Annotated in this window: 18 protein-coding genes; 15 read left to right on the forward strand and 3 right to left on the reverse strand. The window is 43.5% G+C overall.

The genetic code is table 11. The features are described 5' to 3' along the window. Positions 1–542 precede the first annotated feature (542 nt). The 14 genes from malP (at position 543) to hycI (ending at position 17,390) form a co-directional block, all read left to right on the forward strand. Positions 543–2,948, forward strand: coding sequence for a maltodextrin phosphorylase (gene malP, locus M998_RS15965; protein WP_068445909.1), 2,406 nt, complete (start codon positions 543–545; stop codon positions 2,946–2,948). A gap of 11 nt (positions 2,949–2,959) precedes the next feature. After that, on the forward strand, positions 2,960–5,044 hold the full coding sequence (gene malQ / locus M998_RS15970) for a 4-alpha-glucanotransferase (protein ID WP_068909782.1): 2,085 nt from the start codon (positions 2,960–2,962) through the stop codon (positions 5,042–5,044). A 277-nt stretch (positions 5,045–5,321) separates the two neighbouring features. Further along, entirely contained in the window at positions 5,322–5,801 is a 480-nt protein-coding gene (locus M998_RS15975; protein WP_068445904.1) for a hypothetical protein, read from the forward strand. Between the two features lie 313 nt (positions 5,802–6,114). Continuing rightward, a complete protein-coding gene (locus M998_RS15980) occupies positions 6,115–6,732 on the forward strand; it encodes a 4Fe-4S dicluster domain-containing protein (RefSeq protein ID WP_068445903.1) in 618 nt (205 codons plus the stop codon). 1 nt (position 6,733) lies between these two features. After that, complete coding sequence (gene hyfB, locus M998_RS15985) at positions 6,734–8,749, forward strand: hydrogenase 4 subunit B (protein ID WP_068909784.1); 2,016 nt, start codon at positions 6,734–6,736, stop codon at positions 8,747–8,749. Positions 8,750–8,760: 11 nt separating this feature from the next. Continuing rightward, complete coding sequence (locus M998_RS15990) at positions 8,761–9,711, forward strand: respiratory chain complex I subunit 1 family protein (protein WP_068909785.1); 951 nt, start codon at positions 8,761–8,763, stop codon at positions 9,709–9,711. A gap of 12 nt (positions 9,712–9,723) precedes the next feature. Beyond that, positions 9,724–11,166, forward strand: coding sequence for a hydrogenase 4 subunit D (locus tag M998_RS15995; RefSeq protein WP_068909787.1), 1,443 nt, complete (start codon positions 9,724–9,726; stop codon positions 11,164–11,166). A gap of 11 nt (positions 11,167–11,177) precedes the next feature. Further along, complete coding sequence (gene hyfE / locus M998_RS16000) at positions 11,178–11,828, forward strand: hydrogenase 4 membrane subunit (RefSeq protein WP_068909789.1); 651 nt, start codon at positions 11,178–11,180, stop codon at positions 11,826–11,828. Positions 11,829–11,832: 4 nt separating this feature from the next. Then, on the forward strand, positions 11,833–13,413 hold the full coding sequence (locus M998_RS16005) for a hydrogenase 4 subunit F (RefSeq protein ID WP_068909791.1): 1,581 nt from the start codon (positions 11,833–11,835) through the stop codon (positions 13,411–13,413). A 1-nt stretch (position 13,414) separates the two neighbouring features. Then, positions 13,415–15,148, forward strand: coding sequence for a hydrogenase large subunit (locus M998_RS16010; protein ID WP_068445891.1), 1,734 nt, complete (start codon positions 13,415–13,417; stop codon positions 15,146–15,148). A 14-nt stretch (positions 15,149–15,162) separates the two neighbouring features. Next, positions 15,163–15,714, forward strand: coding sequence for a hydrogenase 4 subunit H (gene hyfH / locus M998_RS16015; RefSeq protein WP_068909793.1), 552 nt, complete (start codon positions 15,163–15,165; stop codon positions 15,712–15,714). Beyond that, positions 15,711–16,493 carry an NADH-quinone oxidoreductase subunit B family protein gene (locus M998_RS16020; RefSeq protein ID WP_068909795.1) on the forward strand — a complete coding sequence of 261 codons (783 nt, stop codon included), beginning with the start codon at positions 15,711–15,713 and terminating at the stop codon, positions 16,491–16,493. Before hyfH ends, M998_RS16020 begins: the two co-directional genes overlap by 4 nt. Next, positions 16,486–16,914: a formate hydrogenlyase maturation HycH family protein gene (locus M998_RS16025; protein WP_068445885.1), complete on the forward strand. Its 429-nt coding sequence runs from the start codon at positions 16,486–16,488 to the stop codon at positions 16,912–16,914. Before M998_RS16020 ends, M998_RS16025 begins: the two co-directional genes overlap by 8 nt. After that, positions 16,911–17,390 carry a hydrogenase maturation peptidase HycI gene (hycI, locus tag M998_RS16030; protein ID WP_068909797.1) on the forward strand — a complete coding sequence of 160 codons (480 nt, stop codon included), beginning with the start codon at positions 16,911–16,913 and terminating at the stop codon, positions 17,388–17,390. Before M998_RS16025 ends, hycI begins: the two co-directional genes overlap by 4 nt. A 68-nt stretch (positions 17,391–17,458) precedes the next feature. On the opposite strand, the gene hybG is transcribed toward hycI, so the two are convergent. The 3 genes from hybG to hydN are packed head-to-tail and all read right to left on the reverse strand — an operon-like array spanning position 17,459 to position 18,667. After that, entirely contained in the window at positions 17,459–17,731 is a 273-nt protein-coding gene (gene hybG, locus M998_RS16035; protein WP_068445881.1) for a hydrogenase maturation factor HybG, read from the reverse strand. A 35-nt stretch (positions 17,732–17,766) separates the two neighbouring features. Then, positions 17,767–18,108, reverse strand: coding sequence for a hydrogenase maturation nickel metallochaperone HypA (gene hypA, locus M998_RS16040; RefSeq protein WP_068445879.1), 342 nt, complete (start codon positions 18,106–18,108; stop codon positions 17,767–17,769). Positions 18,109–18,118: 10 nt separating this feature from the next. Then, a complete protein-coding gene (gene hydN, locus M998_RS16045) occupies positions 18,119–18,667 on the reverse strand; it encodes an electron transport protein HydN (RefSeq protein ID WP_068445877.1) in 549 nt (182 codons plus the stop codon). A gap of 577 nt (positions 18,668–19,244) precedes the next feature. On the opposite strand from hydN, the gene M998_RS16050 reads away from it, so the two are divergent. Continuing rightward, positions 19,245–20,837 carry a sigma 54-interacting transcriptional regulator gene (locus tag M998_RS16050; RefSeq protein WP_068909799.1) on the forward strand — a complete coding sequence of 531 codons (1,593 nt, stop codon included), beginning with the start codon at positions 19,245–19,247 and terminating at the stop codon, positions 20,835–20,837. The last annotated feature ends 487 nt before the right edge of the window (positions 20,838–21,324 follow it).

Consider the following 21,324-nt stretch of genomic DNA (forward strand, 5'->3'; position numbering starts at 1 on the left):
TGCGCTCGCTAGTAATATATCAATATTCTTTAATATAACTTCTATCAGATTCTCAAATTATGCAAGCACGTGATGTTTATTGTCCTGACAAAGGTGCGCTTTATCACAATTTGATAAGTTGGCTTTTAAATGACGAAAAGAGAACTCTTTTGTTAAAACAGGGTATTAGCATTCAAATAAAGGGAATACGCATAATTTAGGAATAATATTTGTGCCTCATTTATTTTGCTAATAAGAAATATTGAAATTACATCGATATTCAAATTATTTTTATGTTTATAAGTAAATAGATAAATAAGCAAAATGGTTTGAATAGCTGGGCGGCATCACGCTATTGACCCTGACATCTTGACAATAGAATCTCTAGTGGATTAGATGTAGTTAATTATTTGATTTTACTCTATTAAAAACCAATTTATATCCTATATTGTCTCATCCTCCTACCTCCTCCTCATATAATCTTTCATGGGATGAGGAACCTATTTAATCGGCTCGGCATACTAGAGCAAATCATTTTTATAACGAATAGGGTCCGATTATTTATGACAAATCTTACTTTTAATAAAGCAGAATTTCAGGCCGCGCTAAGTCGTCAATGGCAGTTTTTAGGGTTAGATTCTGCGCAAGAAATGACCTCTCATCAATGGTGGCATGCAGTGAGTGGGGCTGTCGCTGAACGGTTAGCCGCTCAGCCTAAGAAAACAACCCCTTCGACATTGCGCCATGTTAACTATATTTCGATGGAATTTTTGATTGGTCGCTTAACCGGTAACAACCTATTAAATCTGGGTTGGTACTCGGACGTAGCTGATTCATTACGTGAATATAATATTGAATTGAGTGATTTGCTTGAAGAAGAAACCGATCCTGCTTTGGGTAATGGTGGGTTGGGGCGGCTGGCAGCATGTTTTCTTGATTCTATGGTGACGGTTGGGCAGCCTGCCATAGGCTATGGGTTAAATTACCAATATGGTTTGTTTAAGCAATCATTTATAGATGGTCAACAAGTGGAATCCCCAGATAATTGGCATCGTGAAAACTACCCTTGGTTTCGCCATAATGCCGCATTGGATGTGCAAGTGGGTATTGGTGGAAAGGTAGTGAAAGAAGGTCAATCAAAACGCTGGGAACCTGCCTTTGTCGTCAAAGGTGAGGCGTGGGATCTCCCTGTGGTGGGTTATAAAAATAATGAAACACAACCATTACGCTTATGGCAGGCATCTCATGCACAACCGTTTGATTTTTCGCTATTTAATGAAGGGAAGTTTCTACAAGCGGAACAAACAGGTATTGACGCAGAAAAACTCACTAAAGTGCTTTATCCCAATGACAATCATTTGGCTGGAAAACAGCTACGTTTAATGCAGCAATATTTTCAATGTGCTTGTTCAATCGCTGATATTTTACGTCGTCATCATCGTGCAGGCCGAAAATTGATGGAGCTGCCTGATTATGAAGTTATTCAACTAAACGACACGCATCCTACTATTGCAATCCCTGAGATGATGCGAGTACTGTTAGATGAACATCAGCTTGATTGGGACAAAGCTTGGCATATTACCCGCCATACTTTTGCCTATACCAATCACACTTTACTGCAAGAAGGGCTAGAGTGCTGGGATGAGAGCATCATGCAGCCGCTATTGCCTCGCCATATGCAGATCATTAATGACATTAATCGACACTTTAAAAAAATCGTGGATAAAAAATGGCCGAAGGATAAGGCGATTTGGAAAAAAGTGGCGGTAGTGTATGAAGGTGAAGTGCGCATGGCAAATCTTTGCGTGGTGAGCTGTTTTGCCGTTAACGGTGTGGCGGCGTTGCACTCAAAACTCATCGTCACTGATTTATTCCCTGAATACAATCTGTTATGGCCAGAAAAATTCTTCAATGTGACTAACGGTGTGACCCCTCGTCGTTGGATTAAACAGTGTAATCCTGAATTGGCTGCACTATTAGACAGCGTGGTTAATCATGAATGGGCGAATGATTTAGAAGCTATTAATGTACTTGAAGATTATGTGGATGACGCAAAATTTTGCCAACAGTACCGTGCCATTAAACAAAATAATAAACAACGTTTAGCGGAGTTTGTAAAAGCGCGCACCGGTATCATCATAAACCCACAAGCGATGTTCGATATTCAAATTAAGCGCTTGCATGAATATAAACGTCAGCACCTTAATTTGTTACATATTATGGCGTTATACAAAGATATTCGTGAAAACCCAACCACAGCTCGGGTGCCGCGGGTTTTCTTATTTGGGGCTAAGGCAGCGCCGGGTTATCACTTAGCTAAAAATATTATTTATGCGATTAATCAAGTCGCTGAAGCGATTAATAATGACCCGAAAGTTGGCGACCAACTTAAAGTGGTATTCTTACCTGACTATTGCGTTTCGGTGGCTGAAAAATTAATTCCCGCAGCCGATATTTCTGAGCAAATTTCTACTGCCGGTAAAGAGGCTTCAGGTACGGGTAACATGAAGTTAGCGCTTAATGGCGCATTAACCGTAGGTACTTTAGATGGTGCAACGGTTGAAATAGCAGAAAAAGTGGGTTCAGAAAATATCTTTATTTTTGGCCTGACGGTTGATGAAGTCAAACGGATGAAAGCCGAAGGCTATGACCCTGTTGCATGGCGTAAAAAGAATTCAGTATTAGATGCCATTCTTAAAGAACTTGAAGATGGCACATATAGTCATGGTGATAAAAAAGCCTTTAAACAAATTTTGCAAAGTTTAGGAAAAGAAGGCGGCGACCCTTATATGCTAATGGCTGATTTTGACAGCTATGTCGCGGCGCACCAACAAGCGGCGGCACTTTACCAAGACCAAGATGCGTGGACACGAACGGCGATTTTAAATACAGCCCGTTGTGGTATGTTTAGTTCTGACCGAACCATTGCTGATTACCAAACGCGTATTTGGCAAGCGAAACGTGGATGATAGGGGACATTATGCAGTGTGAAAATAAGGATCTTGACAGAATTTCGCCGGATATCGCTGCAAACTATATCAATGCACGTGGAGAGTTACAGGCAATTCCACTGTCAATTCAGCAACGATTATTCGATGCAATGGGGGGGGAAACCCCCTTTTTGAAACGAAAGGCACTCCCTCTTCCTACCGTTAAAGTTGTTCCACAAAGTGAAACAATAGAACTCGCTATTCAAGGAACGGGCGAGTTTGAGTGGCTATTGGAAACGGAAAATAATTCATTACAGAAAAAAGGAAAGTTGCTTGCTGGGCAGACACTCGTATTACAATCCAATTTACCACTTGGGTATCATAATATTACGCTTAAACAGCAAGATAAGCAGTGGCATTGCCAGTTAATTATTACGCCAAAGCGTTGTTATATCCCATCAACTATTGAAGCAGGCAATAAGTTATGGGGGGCAAGTGTTCAGTTGTACACTTTACGTTCAGAGCATAACTGGGGAATTGGCGATTTTGGCGACTTAAAACGCATGGTGGGTGAAATTGGTGCTCGCGGAGGCAGCTTTATTGGCTTAAATCCGATTCATTCATTATTTCCGTCAAATCCAGAAAGTGCCAGTCCTTATAGCCCGTCGTCAAGGTACTGGCTTAACATCATCTATATAGATGTTAACGCAGTGATTGATTTTCAATTGAGTGAGCATGCCCGTCGCTGGTGGCAATCGAAGACAACTCAAGATAGCTTGCAAGCAGCACGGGATAGCGATTTAGTTGATTATTCTACGGTCACAAAACTCAAGATCACTGCATTAAAGTTTGCTTGGCAACAATTTTTGTTACGTGATAAGCAAGATGAACTGCGAGCAGAGTTTGACCGCTTTGTGGAAGCACGAGGGGAAAGTTTGCACTGGCAAGCGGCGTTTGATGCGTTACATGCTGACTTAATGGCGCAGAACAGCGCTTATTGGGGATGGCCTGTTTGGCCTGAAGAATACCGCCAAGCGCATTCCCCGGCAGTGACACAATTTTGCCAACAAAAACAGGATGAAGTGATATTTTGGAGTTGGCTGCAATGGTTGGCATGGCGACAATTTGCTGATTGCTGGCAGTATTGTGACAAATTCAATATGCTAGTGGGTTTATACCGAGACCTAGCGGTGGGTGTTACCCAAGGTGGTGTCGAAACCTGGTATGACCGTGAACTTTATTGTGTTGATGCTTCGATTGGTGCCCCCCCCGATATTCTTGGGCCATTGGGGCAAAATTGGGGTGTTGCACCGCTTAATCCGTATGTTTTAGCAGAACGAGCCTATGCGCCTTTTATCGAACTATTGCGTTCGAATATGGAAAACTGTGGTGCATTACGTATTGACCATGTGATGTCATTATTACGTTTATGGTGGGTTCCGCAAAATGAAACAGCCGCAAACGGTGCTTATGTCTATTACCCTGTCGACGATTTGTTGGCTATTTTGGCCCTTGAAAGCCAACGTATGCATTGCATGATAATCGGTGAAGATCTCGGTATCGTACCAGAAGAAATAATTAGTAAACTTCGTGATTACGGGGTTTTTTCTTATAAGGTTCTGTGGTTTGAACATGATGATCAACGAAAGGTTAGATCACCGGAACAATGGGCTTCCCAAGCGATGGCCGTGATATCAACCCATGATATGCCAACATTACGTGGGTATTGGCAAGGCCATGATTTTGTTCTAGGTAAAAAACTGGGGCTTTATCCTGATGCCGATATGTTAGAGGAATTAAAAAGTGACCGTGAAGGGGCTAAACAACAGTTACTTGATGCGCTTTGGGTCAGAAATAATGATAACAAGAGCAGTTGTCATCGGTTAAATAGACAGCGAGTCTCTCGGGACTTAAACCATCAATTGCACTATTTCGTTGCCGATTCTCATAGCGCGCTCTTAGGATTACAACCAGAGGATTGGTTAGATATGTTAACCCCTGTCAATATTCCTGGTACCAGTACGGAATATGCTAATTGGCGTCGTAAATTATCGAAAACATTAGAAGAAATTTTTTCGGATGTTGACGTGAATCATTTGCTGAGTGAAGTCGATAGGCTACGAAAAAAACAATAAAACCCACCAAATTATCAAATTTTTACTTGTGCTCTGTTATTAATACAGAGCACATTACTTATGTTAAATTTATTAACTATTCTTTTTCGTTCGAGCTGCTCAGCTAATAATAATTCATTTAAATGAAAGTTAATTAAATCGGATGGCATATAAATATCACGAATTTGGTGTATTTTTGAATTAATTTAAAATTAGTTACAAAAGTTAAGTTTAGGTTAGGGTCGGTAATGCTTATACTTGGTCAAACTTTATCATTACGGATGTAGCTAAGGGATATATGAAAAAAATAGGCGCGGTATTAATAGCCATATTATTTTTATCTGGTTGTCATGCCTCATATTCAGATCGTGCTTTCGATTGTCAAATAAATACGTCTTTCAATGACATTTCTCGTGAAAGAAATGGTTTATTTGTATTTTCAACTTCGGCAATTAAAACAAGGGTATACCTTATTGATAATACGTTATATATCATCGATTTTGAACGCGGCGAATATACCGGCTATAAAATGACAGAAAATAAGCAATTTCAGCAGGTTGATAGCGTTAAAGATTTCAAAGTCATGATCAATGAAGGGGATCTTTACTATGATGATGGAAGAGCGATTGAAATGCTGTCATCAGATCAAAAAACAATCGGATTCTATTATGTTGAACCGTCAACAGGTAAAATAGATTCAATACAGTTTTTAACGCAGTGCCAGAGGCTTGAAGGTGTATTGGAAGATGAGTTAAGCCATGCGGGCCATAATCATTAGGCTATTTCTTCGATAATAAAATAAATCCCCTGTTGTCTGTATTCCTTAGTGTCGATCTAGGGGTATCAATGATGGGGATTTAATTGTATTCCTAATTTCTTTCAATTTAATTTCTCCTTAGTTTATATCTTTTCGTCCTCACTTATTTACGAACTGTATTCCCTATCGTCATTAGTGTCGAACAGCATGACGATTCAGTTTTAAATTACCTTAATGTTTTGATATTTATACCAATAAATAATGGCATGGAAAATGCTTAAGTGGAGTTATCTATCTTATATGACTCGACTGGATTTATTGGAGGGTAAGGCGAATGAATCGCTTTGTTATTGCCGACCCACAATTATGTATCGGATGTAATACCTGTATGGCAGCGTGCTCTGAAACGCATAAAGTGCAGGGGCTACAAGTATATCCGCGACTAAAAGTGGTGAAAATTGGAGAGCTAACCGCACCGATGCTCTGCCATCAATGTGACGATGCCCCATGTGCTCGTGTGTGTCCGGTGAATGCCATCACACATGAAAACAACATGATCGTGCTGAACGAAAGTCTCTGCATAGGGTGTAAATTATGTGGCCTAGTCTGCCCATTTGGTGCGATTACGCCATCGGGCAGTAAGCCTGTCGATATGCCTGATTTCTTTGAACAATATGTACCCAAAGAAAGGCTATTAGACGTGCCTGATAGCCTGCCAACCATGAACCCATTCTTAGCGTGGAATGCGGGTATTCGTAATGTCGCAGTGAAATGTGACTTATGTGACTTTAGTGACGAAGGTCCTGCTTGCATCAACGTTTGTCCTACCGATGCCCTCCATCTTGTAGAAGAGAATCAATTAGAAAACGAAAGTGCGAAACGGCGTAATGCCTCTATTGATGTAATGCCGCCAGAGTTCGACATTTTCATTTCACGGCAGGAGAACACATAATATGACATCACTTCAGTTGCTTTTATGGTCAGTTTCCCTGTATTTCGTTGGTGGCTTTGTCTCTTTATTATTTAAGCGCCAAGAAAAAATCGCTATCTATGTGGCAGGAACGGCCGCAATCATTGGTGGTGTACTCGGATTATTTAGCGCCATTCCAGTCTTAATGAGTGGGGAAGTACTCACTTATTTTGCTCAAGGGCCATTCCCTTTTGCTCATTTTGTTGTCCGTTTTGATAGCCTTGCCGCTTTCATGGTGATGGTGATTTCATTATTAGTCACCGTCACGGGGTTGTATTCCTTCAATTATGTGCAGGAATATTGCGGCCGTGGAGCATGGAGCATGGGGTTCTTCCTCAATATTTTCATTGCTTCCATGGTGGCTTTGGTTGTGATGGATAACGCCTTCTATTTCATCATTTTATTTGAAATGATGTCATTAGCATCTTGGTTCTTAGTCATTGCCGATCAAGATGAAAAGTCAATTCGTGCGGGGCTGCTTTACTTCTTTATTGCTCACGCCGGTTCCATTCTTATCATGATTGCGTTCTTCTTGATGTGGCGTCAAAGCGGCAGTTTAGATTTTGATTCCTTCCGCCAGTTATCACTTTCACCCGCTATGGCCTCAGTGGTGTTTTTATTGGGATTTTTTGGCTTTGGTGCCAAAGCAGGGATGCTACCCCTTCACAGTTGGTTGCCTCAAGCTCACCCCGCCGCGCCATCTCATGCATCGGCATTAATGTCTGGCGTGATGGTGAAAATTGGTATTTTCGGCATTATCAAGGTGGGCATTGACCTACTGGGTGCAACGCAAAGTTGGTGGGGCATTGTGGTACTGGCATTTGGTGCGGTTTCTTCTGTCCTCGGGGTTATGTACGCCTTGGCAGAGCACGATATTAAGCGTCTACTCGCATGGCATACCGTCGAAAACATTGGAATTATCTTGATGGGGGTTGGCGTTGGCATGGTGGGTATGGCCAACGATATGCCAGTGCTGGCAACGATCGGCCTATTAGGGGCGATTTACCATTTGCTAAACCATGCCATATTCAAAGGCTTATTATTCCTGGGTGCTGGGGCAGTGATTTACCGAATTCATACCCGTGATATGGAAAAAATGGGTGGCTTAGCCAAGTTAATGCCGATTACCGCGACCACGTTTCTAATTGGTTGTATGGCAATTTCAGCATTACCGCCCCTCAATGGTTTTGTCAGTGAATGGTATACCTACCAATCACTATTCTCTATGAGCCACGATGGCACCTTTATTATGCGTCTCAGTGGCCCAATTGCGATTGTGATGCTGGCCATTACTGGGGCATTAGCCGCGATGTGTTTTGTCAAAGTGTATGGCGTAAGTTTCTGCGGCGGTGCTCGCAGTGAACAAGCGACTCATGCTCGAGAAGTGCCTTGGACCATGACTGCAGCAATGGTCATCTTAGCCGCAATCTGCGTTATTCTCGGTGTTGGCGCGAGTGTGATTGCCCCCGTGTTAGCCAACGTGGCGATGTCGTTGACAAATGCAACTGACGTCACGGTTGTACAAGGGGCGATGTTGGTACCCGATACTGCGGCTCAAGCCATGATATCTCCAGCGATGACTTTTGTTCTTCTACTCGCACTGCCATTGATCCCCTTCATTATCTACCTCGTCTTTAAAGGTAAGCAGATGGATTTCCGCCGTAAAGGGGATGCATGGGCTTGTGGTTATGCTTGGGAGCGAGACATGTCCGTGTCTGCAGGGGGATTCACTCAACCTTTACGTTCAATGTTTGCACCCCTTTATCGAATGCGTAAGCAGCTCGACCCCTCTGAGCGATTAGCGCGTACCTTAGAAATGACAAAAGCAGGGGCTGGGAAAGTTGAACCATTCTGGGATGAACGCATAATTTATCCGTTGGTACGCTGTGTTAATCGATTTGCTAAACGAATGCAATGCCTGCAAGGGGGCGACTTCCGACTTTACTGTCTGTATGTCGTTGCTGCGCTAGTGGTATTGCTTATCGTGATTGCGGCGTAAGGAGAGAAACCATGTCTATTCAAGAAACACCGACATTAATGACGGGGCTCTTCGCAGTCGTTCAAGCGGTATTCTTACTACTACTTACACCGCTATACACAGGTATTTCCCGTAAAATTCGCGCCAAAATGCACTCTCGTCAGGGGCCTGGCGTTTTACAAGATTACCGCGACCTCATTAAGTTATTTAAACGCCAATCAGTGGCACCTCGTGACTCAGGAATGGTGTTTCGCATCATGCCCTATGTGCTGCTTGGTAGCATGTTACTACTGGCAATGTCACTACCCGTTTTGACGCTCACATCAATGTTTAGCAGTGCTGCTGATTTAATTATCGTGCTGTATATTTTTGCCCTATTTCGTTTTTTCTTTTCATTATCGGGTTTAGATACTGGCAGCCCATTTGCTGGTATCGGCGCGAGTCGTGAATTAACGCTAGGGGTGCTAGTCGAGCCGATTTTATTTCTCGGTCTATTAGTGGTCGCGCTCATCGCAGGTTCAACCAATATTGGTACTATTAGTGCAGTGATGAGCGAAGGCTGGGTATCGCCAACGGCCACACTGCTTGCATTATTAGCCTGCGGTTTTGCCACCTTTATTGAAATGGGAAAAATTCCTTTCGACGTTGCAGAAGCTGAGCAAGAGCTACAAGAGGGGCCGTTAACTGAATATTCAGGTTCTGGCTTGGCATTGGTGAAATGGGGAATTGGCTTGAAACAGGTGGTTGTCGCCGTGCTGTTTTTATCTATTTTCTTCCCATTTGGTAACGCCAGCGTATTGACCTTCGGTAGTCTGCTGCTAGCCCTTGTGCTGTTATTAGTGAAATTACTGGTGATTTTTGTACTGGCTTCGCTGGTCGAAAATAGTCTGGCTCGTGGTCGTTTCTTACTGACGCACCATGTGACTTGGTTAGGATTCGGTGTTGCGGCACTCGGGTTCGTATTTTATCTCACCGGTCTATAAGGAGCGACGAGCATGTTAGAGAATATTGCACTAGCCACCTTAATAATACCGTTTATTGGGGCATTGCTGGTCAGTGTATTACCCACACGGATAGCACCATGGCTGAGTACGTTAGTGGCATTGCTTGCGTCACTGGGTACAGCCGCACTGGGTTGGCTTTATCTTGATGGTGGGAAAGTTGCCACAACGTTGGAATTAATCCAATCGGGTGATGTGGCACTCTTTGGTTTTACTATCGATGGCGTCAGCACATTAATTGCTTTCGCGGTTGTGTTCCTCGGATTTTTAATTTGCCTTTATTCCACAGGGTATTTAACCGAGGGGAATCGAGAGCACGCCCATGGCCCAACTCGCCGTTACTACGCCTTTCTGCTGATTTTTATCGGTGCAATGGCTGGGGTTGTGCTGTCATCTACCATTTTAGGGCAGTTAATTTTCTTTGAAATCACCGGGGGCTGTTCGTGGGCATTGATTGGTTATTATCAAACCGAAAAATCCCAGCGCAGTGCGATGAAAGCGTTGCTCATCACCCATGTTGGCTCTTTGGGACTGTATCTAGCGGCGGCAACGTTATTTATTAGTACAGGAACATTTGCGCTAAGTGCGATTAACCAACTCAATGAAACGCAAAGTTTAATTGTGTTTGGTGGAATATTATTCGCCGCATGGGGTAAATCAGCGCAATTACCCCTACAAGCTTGGCTACCTGATGCAATGGAAGCCCCTACACCTGTGAGCGCTTACTTACACGCCGCATCAATGGTGAAAGTCGGTGTGTATATTTTTGCTCGAAGCATTATGTCATCGACTCATATACCGGAGATTATCGGCTGGATTGGTGTGGTGATGGCGGTTATCACCCTAGTGTATGGCTTCATGATGTACTTGCCGCAAAAAGATATGAAACGACTATTAGCATGGTCAACGATTACGCAATTAGCCTATATCTTTTTAGCACTCTCATTATCTATTTTTGGTTCAAAAGAAGCCTTCGATGGCGGTATCGCTTACATCTTCAACCATGCATTTGCGAAAAGCTTATTTTTCTTAGTGGCGGGTGCGCTGAGCTACAGTTGTGGTACGCGGATGTTGCCGCGTTTACGCGGTTTGGCAAAACGTTACCCATTGCTGGGGGTGGGGTTTTGTGTGGCAGCATTAGCCATTGCAGGTGTGCCGCCACTGAACGGCTTTTTCAGTAAATTCCCGATCTTTGCCGCAGGCTTTGCGCTGTCTGAACAATTCTGGATTTTAACACCGATTATGGTGTTGGTGCTGATTGAGTCTGTTGCCAGCTTTGCTTGGCTACTTTATTGGTTCGGTAAAGTGGTACCGGGCGAGCCGAGCGAAGAAGTGGCAAACGGAAGTGCGGTTCCATGGGCGATGCAGTGGGTTATTGGCTTGCTGATCATCATGTCCTTCTGTTCTAGCGTTATTGCCGTCATCTGGCTCAATTAAGGGGAGAAGGTATGACTGGTTCAATGATTGTGAATAATTTAGCGGGGTTGATGATGATCACCTCGTTACTGGTTATCGGTGCGAAAAAGCCGGTAGCATCTTGTTGGTTCTATGCATTGCAGTCACTGGTGTTAGTGGCAATTTTTGGCACATTATCTCAAACCTTACATGCCCCTGAGTTGGCGATGTGGGCAGGTACGGCATTTGTCACTAAGGTAATTTTAGTGCCATTGATTATGGGGTATGCATTTGGCAAATTATCCGACCCATCAGCCAATGGCGGCGTGATAAGCCCTGTATGGCTGATGTTAGCCGCAGCGGTAATCGTGGTGTTGTGCTGGTTTGTGGTTGAGCCAATAAAATTACCGATCGCCACTGACTTAAAACCGGCGTTAGCCGTATCCCTTGGGCATTTTATGTTGGGATTACTCTGTATTGTGACGCAACGAAATATCCTCAAGCAGGCATTTGGTTATTGCTTGATGGAAAATGGCTCACATTTAACCTTGGCATTATTAGCCTACAAAGCCCCAGAGTTAGTTGAAATTGGTATCGCGACGGACGCTATTTTTGCCGTGATCATCATGGCGGTATTGGCACGTAAAATCTATCGCACGCTCAACACACTGAACGTGGATCAACTGACCGCGTTGAAGGGGTGATGAGATGACTCAAACTATGTTATTAACGTTATTAATGGCGACCCCACTGGTGATTTCCCTGTTGGCCTTTGCTTGTCGTTTACTGGGCAATGGCGCGAAAGGGGCAGTCACTTTAGTCCATACAATCGGTATTATTTTGTTGTTGGTGTTATCCCTGTGGATGGTGCATACCATAGGTGAAGTCGGTGATTTACTGATGGCAGGGCGTTGGATACATCTCGACAGCTTAGCCGGGCTATTTTTAGCCATCCTAGGGATTGTTGGTTTCCTCACTGGACTTTATTCGATTGGTTATATGAACCATGAGGTGGAAGAAGCGGAAATCAGTGTCGGTACATTGTGTAACTATTATGGTTTTTTCCATCTGTTTTTATTCACTATGTTATTGGTGATCACCAGTAACAACCTGATCTTGATGTGGGCTGCGGTTGAAGCCACCACATTCAGTTCCGCTTTCTTAGTGGGTATTTATGGTCAACGTTCTTCACTAGAAGCGGCGTGGAAGTACATCATTATTTGTAGTGTCGGCGTCGCGTTTGGTTTGTTTGGTACTATTTTGGTTTATGCCAATGCAGTCAATGTGATGCCTGATCCTGAGCTAGCCATTTTCTGGACGGAAGTGCTGAAATATACCGAACTTCTCGACCCAACCTTGATGCATTTAGCCTTTGTGTTTGTGCTCATTGGCTTTGGCACCAAAACAGGGTTATTCCCGATGCATGCATGGTTACCTGATGCGCACAGTGAAGCGCCAAGTCCGGTTTCAGCGTTGCTTTCTGCCGTATTACTTAATTGTGCGCTGCTGATTATTATTCGCTATTACATTATTGTCACTTCCGCGATTGGCGGTGAATTTACGCAAACCTTGTTGTTAGTCTTTGGCTTACTCTCTGTGGCAGTGGCAGCATTTTTTATTCTCGTTCAACGGGATATGAAACGGTTACTGGCTTACTCCAGCGTAGAAAATATGGGTTTGATCGCAGTTGCGTTAGGCATCGGCGGGCCATTGGGTGTTTTGGCTGCGCTGTTGCACACCTTAAACCACAGTTTAGCGAAAACACTGCTGTTTTGTGGTTCGGGTAATGTGTTGCTCAAATATGGTACCCGTGACATTACTGTGGTGAAAGGTCTGTTGCGCACAATGCCGTTTACCGCGGTGGTATTTGCCGGAGGGGCATTAGCGCTAGGTGGCATGCCGCCATTCAATATCTTCTTGAGTGAATTCATGCTAGTGGTCGCGGGGATTGCCGCTGATCATATCTGGCTAACCCTTCTTGTTCTTATCTTGATTACCCTTGTCCTTGGCGGATTAGTCAGAATGATTTCTAAAACGCTTTTTGGTGCGCAGCCTGACTGTGTATCCAAGGGAGAGCTAGGTATTTTGACCACATTACCGATGGCAATCTTAATTGTATTGATGCTGGTGATGGGAACTCACATTCCTCAATCGGTGAGTCATTTATTGGAAAATGCCGCCACCATCGTCTTAAAAGACAGCACATTACCTAACACAGAATTTACCACTTTACATTATCAATGGCCGTGGGGTGCTAACCCATCCACTACCTCGTTGCAGGAGAAATAACGTGAGCTATCAGAATTATACAGATACCCTTCAGGGCGTTCGCAAAGGTACCGGTTATCTGGCACAAGTCCGCGAAAAATTTCCTCATACGATATTGGATGAGGAGTGGCAAACCGCCAATCAAGTCACGATCACGATAAAAACTGAAATGCTGCCACAAGTGGTTGAGTTTCTGTATTACGGCTGCGGTGGCTGGTTACCCGTGTTATGGGGTAATGATGAGCGCCCATTAAATGGGCAGTTTGCCGTATACTATGCGTTATCGATGGAAGAAGGGGAAAAATGTTGGGTAACGGTGAAAGCCTTTGTTAGCCCAATCACGCAAGAATTTCCTTCTGTCACTCCACGTGTGCCAGCCGCAGTTTGGGGAGAGCGAGAAGTTCGTGATATGTACGGGTTACGTCCTGTTGGTTTGCCTGATGAGCGCCGCTTAGTGTTACCCGATGACTGGCCGGAAGATTTGTACCCATTGCGTAAAGACACTATGGATTATCGCCAACGTCCCGCGCCGACAACGGATACAGAAACCTACGAATTTATTAATGACAGTAAAACGCAAAGCCGTGTTGTGCCTATTGGCCCGTTACACATCACCTCAGATGAGCCGGGGCACTTCCGTTTATTTGTTGATGGCGAACGTATTGTCGATGCGGATTACCGCATGTTCTATGTTCACCGTGGCATGGAAAAATTGGCTGAAACCCGCATGGGCTACAATGAAGTGACATTTTTGTCAGACCGCGTTTGTGGTATTTGCGGCTTTACCCATAGTGTGGCGTACACCTCGTCGGTAGAGAATGCTTTAGGTATTTATGTGCCACAGCGAGCACACACTATTCGTAGCGTATTATTAGAAGTTGAACGTCTTCACAGCCATCTATTAAACATTGGTTTAGCCAGCCATTTCACTGGTTTCGATACTGGCTTTATGCAGTTTTTCCGCGTACGTGAAAAATCGATGACCATGGCAGAATTGCTGACAGGGGCGCGTAAAACTTACGGCACTAACCTAATTGGGGGTGTTCGTCGTGACTTCCTCAAAGATCAACGGATTAAAACCATCCAGTTAGTGCAAGAAATGCGCCGTGATGTAACGCAACTCGTCGATATGTTACTCAGCACGCCGAATATGGAGCAACGTACTGTAGGCGTCGGTCTATTAGATCCCAAAATTGCTCGTGATTATAGCCCAGTAGGCCCGATGATCCGCGCCAGTGGTTTTAAGCGAGATGTACGTTTTGATCACCCATTTGCCGACTACGGTAACTTACCGAAAACCCTATTCACCATGGATGGTTGTGATGTGTATTCCCGCGTTATGGTGCGTATCAAAGAGACACTCGATTCTTTATCGATGATTGAATATGCGCTAGATAATATGCCAGAAGGACCAATTTTAACTGAAGGCTTTACATATCAGCCGCATAAATTTGCATTGGGGTATACCGAGGCCCCTCGTGGAGAAGATATTCACTGGAGTATGTTAGGGGATAACCAAAAACTCTATCGCTGGCGCTGCCGTGCGGCCACCTATGCAAACTGGCCAGTGCTGCGTTATATGCTGCAAGGAAATACAGTTTCCGATGCCCCATTGATTATTGGTAGCCTTGACCCTTGCTATTCCTGCACAGACCGCGTGACGCTGGTGGATGTGAAAAAACGCAAAGCCAAAACGGTGGCTTACAAAGAACTTGAGCAACATAGCCTTGAACGCAAACACTCAATTATGAAATAAGGCGGAGGGACACCATGTTTAAACTATTTAAAACCCTCCGCGATGCGGGGACAGCAACGGTTAAATACCCGTTTAAGCCACTCGAGGTGGCGCATGGTTTTCGTGGAAAACCGGAATACGACCCGCAGCAATGTATTGCTTGTGGTGCCTGTATTTCTGCTTGCCCAGCGAATGCATTAACCATGGAAACGGACTTGGAAAGTGGTGAACGCCGTTGGCAACTATTTATTGGGCGCTGTATTTATTGCGCTCGCTGCGAGGAAGTTTGCCCGACTCGGGCTATTCATCTGACCGAAGATTTTGAAACAGCGGTAATGAATAAGGCTGATTTATATATAAAAGCGACATTTCGGCTGCAATATTGCCGTCAATGTGGTGAAGCCTTTGCACCCAAAAAATCAGTGGAATATGCCATGGCATTGATGGTGGCATCAGGAATTGAAGAAAGTGGCATCGAAGCATTGCGACCAATGTACGAGACCTGCCCATCCTGTAAACAGAAAAATAACCTACTAAACAATGAGCGTAAAAACTTCCGTTTACATATAGAGGGAGATAAATCATGAGTTTGCCGGACATTCCCGTTAACCATCATGTCAGCCAACCGATTATTGTTGATGAACAGGTAGCTAAATTAAAAAGTACGTTGTTAAAAGACATCAAACGTTCTGCTTATGTTTACCGCGTTGACTGTGGGGGCTGTAACGGCTGTGAAATTGAAATTTTCTCTGCCATCACCCCTGTATTTGATGCTGAACGTTTTGGCATCAAAGTGGTAGCATCACCGCGACATGCGGATATTTTACTGTTTACGGGGGCGGTAACTCGCGCCATGCGCATGCCCGCTTTGCGCGCTTATGAGTCAGCCCCTGATCCTAAAATTTGTATTTCATATGGCGCTTGTGGTTGTGGTGGTGGTATTTTCCAGGACCTGTATTGTGTTTGGGGGGGCAGTGAGCACATCGTGCCAATTGATGTTTGGATCCCAGGTTGCCCGCCAACACCTGCCGCGACCATTTATGGCTTTGCGGTTGCACTTGGATTATTAAACCAAAAACTGACAGCACAAGAGCACCATGAAGAAGAGGGTGAGCGAGTCGAGCTATTACTGCCTTCAATTCCACTGGCAACTCGGGTGATGATTGAGCGAGAAGCTCGTCGTCAGGCGGGTTATTTTCAAGGCCGAGAAATCAGCGACAAGTTTTTATCCTTACTCGATGGGGCAACGCCGAAGCAAGTTCAAAGTACCCTACAAAAATGGTTGAGCGAGGAACAAGACCCACGTTTACGCGATATTGTGAACCGCTTAGTCACGGTATTGCAGCAAGGGGGAACCCATGACTGAGCACCGGATAGAACAACCTGACGGTAAAGTGGTTTTTTGGTCGTTACGACAAAAATTTGTCGATAGTGACGACGACGTACCAGAAGAAGCTCAACAGGTGATGTATTACTCATTAGCGATTGGTCACCATGTTGGCATGATTGATTGCTTAAATACCGAATTAGAATGCCCTCTAAAGGGTTATCAGTCTTGGGTCGAGGCTTTACCAGAAGGAGAGGCTCGGCGAAAACTACAAGGGCTTCTCACCTTTGGCGAAATTAATATCGATTCGACCCACACCAATATGCTGGCATTAGCACTTGATGCATTTTCAAAAGACGTAAACTCCCCCTATTGTCAGTGGAGCTCAACGCTGATCCGTTTATTAGCGGAAATTGAGCGTGAACCGGCCATTTATCTGATCGTTAAGAGGCGCCCATGAGTGAGTTATCGACACCAAATTTGATGCTTGCAGTGGGTAATAGCATGATGGGCGACGATGGCGCAGGACCGATGCTATTTGATTTAATGCAGGAAAATCCAATTGAAAATTGGTTAGCTATCAATGGGGGAAGCAGTCCAGAAAGCGTCACACATCAGGTTAGAGCGCTACAACCGAAGCGCTTATTAATTGTGGATGCAGCAGATATCGGTTTAAATCCGGGTGAGATTCGAGTTATTGACCCTGATGATATCGCGGAAATGTTTATTATGAGCACTCACAATTTACCCTTGAATTTTTTAATCGACCAATTAAAAGACGATATTGATGAGATTATTTTTCTGGGGATCCAACCTGATTTAGTCGGTTTTTATATGCCAATGAATGAGCAGGTGATTACTGCTGTTCAGCAAGTTTATCAGGCACTACCTCATTGGGAAGGGTTGGGTGGATTTAAATTATTTGATGGGGAATAATGCACCAAAAACACTTCAAGTTGCAGCTAGTTTAATCGTCCTGCAACTTGAAGTATCGCGGGTATTGATTACGCATTTCCTCGCAAAAAATAGGCGACATCTTCCTCAACACTTTCCATTGCCATTAAAGCTTCTAACGTATCTTGTGCTTCTTGTTCATCGATAATACTCATGGCAAAACCGACGTGCACTAACACCCATTTTCCGAGCATATCGAGTGTTTTACCGTCGCAAACTAAGGCAATATTCACATCCCTTCTGACACCACAAACTTCGATTTGTGCTGTATCCATCGGAGAATCACCAACTGAAACTACTTTACCGGGAATACCTAAGCACATAACTTACTCCATACTGGAATAATACCTTTATCGGATTATTCAACTTCGATTTGTTTTACTTGCATCGTATCACTGCTATCTATTTGCAGATTTTGGCTGCCGCAGTGAGGGCATCCCGTCGCAAATTGGATAACTTGAGTGGTGCTTTGGCAGTCTCGACACCATGCGGTTGCCGGAATTGTATTGATATGCAATTTTGCACCTTCAGCCAGTGTGTTACGACAAATAATATCGAAACAAAAATGTACCGCGGACTCCTCTACACAGGACACGGCACTGAGCTCTAACCATACACCAGTAACTCGCCTCGCATGGTTCTGTTTGGCATGCTGCTCAATAATATCGAAGGCACTTTGGCACAAGGCAACTTCATGCATTACTCACCTCTTATGACATCAAATCAGCAGGGGTTTCAAAAGCGGCGCGACGACGGCGCTCTTTGACTATCTCATCCATCCGGTTTCTATCGACAACAATTAAAGCATCTGTTGGGCAGACTTCAACACAGGCAGGGCCATTTTCGCGAGTATGGCATAAGTCACATTTATGCGCTTCAGCGCGATATTGAGGAATGGTATTAAGTGCCGTTGTTTTTTGTGCCACTAAGCGGCTGACAACCTCCATCGTGCCATAAGGACAGGCGATAACGCAGGTTTTACAGCCAATACATTTGGATTGATCGACATAGACAAAATCGTCTTTTTTGCTGATAGCACCATTAGGGCATACATTCGCACAGGGAGCGTCTTCACATTGGCGGCAAACCACCGCAGTACTTACGGTATAGCCTTTTAGGACATGAATACGTGGAAAAAACTCATCTTTCACCACGGTTGCAATACCCGTTTCCTGTTCTTGATGAGAAACAACACAAGCGACTTCACAAGTGTGGCAGCCGATACACTTTTTGGGGTCTGCAATGATGAATCTGTTCATCATAGTCTCCTGAATGATATACCCGTCATTTCTCAAGTTGCGGGTTATTGACGGCTCTCTGCTATCCTTCCTTGTCACCGACCGACAACTTGAGTTATTTTTGGGCATATGTGGTGATGCTACATTTTCTATTTTGGGTGTAGCTGTCTTTTTATTTCAATACTCAGGTATAAGCATGTATCGTGCCAAATCAGCAAAATAATTTAATATAATAAAATCAATGTATTAATGATTTTTGGGTTTTATTGGTTGAACAAAATAAAGCGTCGTCACACAGTTCGACAATTATGACGATAATTATTCGAGGTATATATAATGTATTGAATCTCAAGCTGAGAGATAATGAAAATAGGGGATTGGATCAAGTTTAGATTAGACAGCGATATTATTTTTTCATAGACCTATTACAATATTAGTATTAAACAGAGAATAATAACATCTAAGAAAATTGTATTAATTACCACATTCAACTTTTTATTTTTTATATTATTTGTAGCTAAATTGTTTTATAGAAAATAATTCAAGTTACAAATTAGCCGTAAGTGAAAGCTTGAGCAATGGCGCGATTGGAGATTTTGTGAGTACATCGGATAACAGCGAAAAAATACGTCATGAACGTGACCAATATCGAATATTGGTTGATATCACAAACTCGGTACTATCACACCTAGAAATGGATGGGTTGGTGGCTGAAGTTTCACGCGAAATTTACCGTTTTTTCGGGATAAGCCAAATTAGTGTCGCCTTATGCGATAATGACAGCTCTGCCATATATCTTTGTTATTCAAGCTATTATCAGCGTTCAATACCCGTTGAGAAAACGCAGTATCATTTAACCGAGTTACATCCAGATTTAACTTGGGTGCTTGAGACCAACAAGCCATTGCGTCTGACCCTCGCACAAGAAACGCATGATCCCCTTTATCAACAAGTGACGGCTCAAGGGATGACGGAAACGCTATTATTGCCATTGGCGTTTAATCATAAACCGTTAGGTGTTTTGGTTTTATCTCATGAAAATAATACTATTTTTACTGATGACAACTGTAATTTGCTTAAGCAGATAGCGGCAAGGTTCGCAATTGCTGTTGATAATGCGGCCGCTTATGGCGAAATCACGCATTTAAAAGATAGTCTGAAAAATGAAAATTTATGGCTAAATGAACAAATCCATAACATGGATAGCTTCAGTGAAATTATTTTTCAAAGTGAAGCGATGCGCAACGTTTTGGAGCAGGTCGATTTAGTCGCACCAAGTGATAGCACTGTTTTAATATTAGGTGAAACAGGAACGGGTAAGGAGTTAATCGCACGGGCAATTCACCGGCTTAGCCAACGTCATCAGCGGGCTATCATCAAAATGAACTGTGCAGCTATTCCATCGGGTTTATTAGAAAGTGATTTATTTGGTCATGACAAAGGGGCGTTTACTGGGGCGACAACCACCCATATTGGTCGTTTTGAAATGGCGGATAAAAGTACCTTATTTTTGGATGAAATTGGCGATATGCCATTAGAACTTCAACCTAAACTTTTGCGTGTATTACAAGAACGAGAAATTGAGCGAATAGGGGGAAACAAAATTATTCCAGTGGATGTGAGACTGATTGCGGCGACAAATCGTGATTTAAAGGGAATGACGGAAGAGCGTGAATTTCGTGAAGACCTTTATTATCGTTTGAATGTCTTTCCGATTACTATCCCGCCATTACGCGAACGACCCGAAGATATTCCACTACTCGCAACCTATTTTACCAAAAAAATTGCCCAACGAATGAACCGTAAAATAGATTGTATTCCTCGTGATGCCTTAGCGCAGCTTTCCCTTTATCCATGGCCCGGTAATGTCCGAGAACTGGAAAATGTGATTGAACGAGCCGTTATTCTAACTCGCGGTAATACCCTGAATTTACAGTTACATGAGCTAAATATCCCAAAGCCTTCGCGCCTTAAAAATGCACTCAGTAAGCCTAGCTCACTGGAAAAACGAATGCAAACTGAGGCGCCTGAAAGTGACGATGAGGAGCGCAATAGAATTATTGAAGCCCTCAAAGCAACCAATGGTGTGGTCGCAGGGGCGAGAGGGGCGGCAACACGCCTCGGGCTGAAACGTACGACACTTTTATCGAGGATGCAGCGATTAGGAATTTCAGTCCAAGATCTCTTTTAATCCTAATTCCCGCCATACTTCGCGCTGTAGCGTTGTTGGCTATACTCGGCTACTCGGGTCACATACTTGTTCCCGTCATACTTCGAGCTGTAGCGTTGTTGGCTGCACTCGGCTACTCGGGTCACATACTTATGTATGCTCCCCGAGCTATCCTTGCTTGCCGCTTAACCACAACTCGAATTATTTAGGGAATGCCCGTCATACTTTGAGCTGTAGCGTTGTTGGCTGTACTCGGCTACTCGGGTCACATACTTATGTATGCTCCCCAAGCTATCCTCATTTGCCGCCTAGCCACAACTCAAATTATTTAGGGAATAAGTTAGAAAATAATTAATATTAATAATGATTATTATTGATATTAAAATTCAATATTCATAATTATTGAAAATTAAATAAATGGAATTGAAATTATTAACAGCGGTAGAGGTTAATTAATCATTAATCCATTTAGTTATTAAATGAAAATAAATAACTAAAATTTCTTGTT

This window comes from Providencia heimbachae ATCC 35613 (assembly GCF_001655055.1).
Lineage (GTDB): Bacteria > Pseudomonadota > Gammaproteobacteria > Enterobacterales > Enterobacteriaceae > Providencia > Providencia heimbachae.

What these genes read in the sequence shown, in the direction of transcription:
- malP (WP_068445909.1), top strand. Translation starts at nt 543, where the DNA reads ATGACAAATCTTACTTTTAATAAAGCAGAATTTCAGGCCGCGCTAAGT.
- hyfE (WP_068909789.1), top strand. Translation starts at nt 11,178, where the DNA reads ATGACTGGTTCAATGATTGTGAATAATTTAGCGGGGTTGATGATGATC.
- hycI (WP_068909797.1), top strand. Translation starts at nt 16,911, where the DNA reads ATGAGTGAGTTATCGACACCAAATTTGATGCTTGCAGTGGGTAATAGC.
- M998_RS16025 (WP_068445885.1), top strand. Translation starts at nt 16,486, where the DNA reads ATGACTGAGCACCGGATAGAACAACCTGACGGTAAAGTGGTTTTTTGG.
- M998_RS15990 (WP_068909785.1), top strand. Translation starts at nt 8,761, where the DNA reads ATGTCTATTCAAGAAACACCGACATTAATGACGGGGCTCTTCGCAGTC.
- M998_RS15975 (WP_068445904.1), top strand. Translation starts at nt 5,322, where the DNA reads ATGAAAAAAATAGGCGCGGTATTAATAGCCATATTATTTTTATCTGGT.
- M998_RS15980 (WP_068445903.1), top strand. Translation starts at nt 6,115, where the DNA reads ATGAATCGCTTTGTTATTGCCGACCCACAATTATGTATCGGATGTAAT.
- hybG (WP_068445881.1), bottom strand. Translation starts at nt 17,731, where the DNA reads ATGTGCTTAGGTATTCCCGGTAAAGTAGTTTCAGTTGGTGATTCTCCG.
- malQ (WP_068909782.1), top strand. Translation starts at nt 2,960, where the DNA reads ATGCAGTGTGAAAATAAGGATCTTGACAGAATTTCGCCGGATATCGCT.
- M998_RS16020 (WP_068909795.1), top strand. Translation starts at nt 15,711, where the DNA reads ATGAGTTTGCCGGACATTCCCGTTAACCATCATGTCAGCCAACCGATT.
- hyfH (WP_068909793.1), top strand. Translation starts at nt 15,163, where the DNA reads ATGTTTAAACTATTTAAAACCCTCCGCGATGCGGGGACAGCAACGGTT.
- hyfB (WP_068909784.1), top strand. Translation starts at nt 6,734, where the DNA reads ATGACATCACTTCAGTTGCTTTTATGGTCAGTTTCCCTGTATTTCGTT.
- M998_RS16005 (WP_068909791.1), top strand. Translation starts at nt 11,833, where the DNA reads ATGACTCAAACTATGTTATTAACGTTATTAATGGCGACCCCACTGGTG.
- M998_RS15995 (WP_068909787.1), top strand. Translation starts at nt 9,724, where the DNA reads ATGTTAGAGAATATTGCACTAGCCACCTTAATAATACCGTTTATTGGG.
- hypA (WP_068445879.1), bottom strand. Translation starts at nt 18,108, where the DNA reads ATGCATGAAGTTGCCTTGTGCCAAAGTGCCTTCGATATTATTGAGCAG.
- hydN (WP_068445877.1), bottom strand. Translation starts at nt 18,667, where the DNA reads ATGAACAGATTCATCATTGCAGACCCCAAAAAGTGTATCGGCTGCCAC.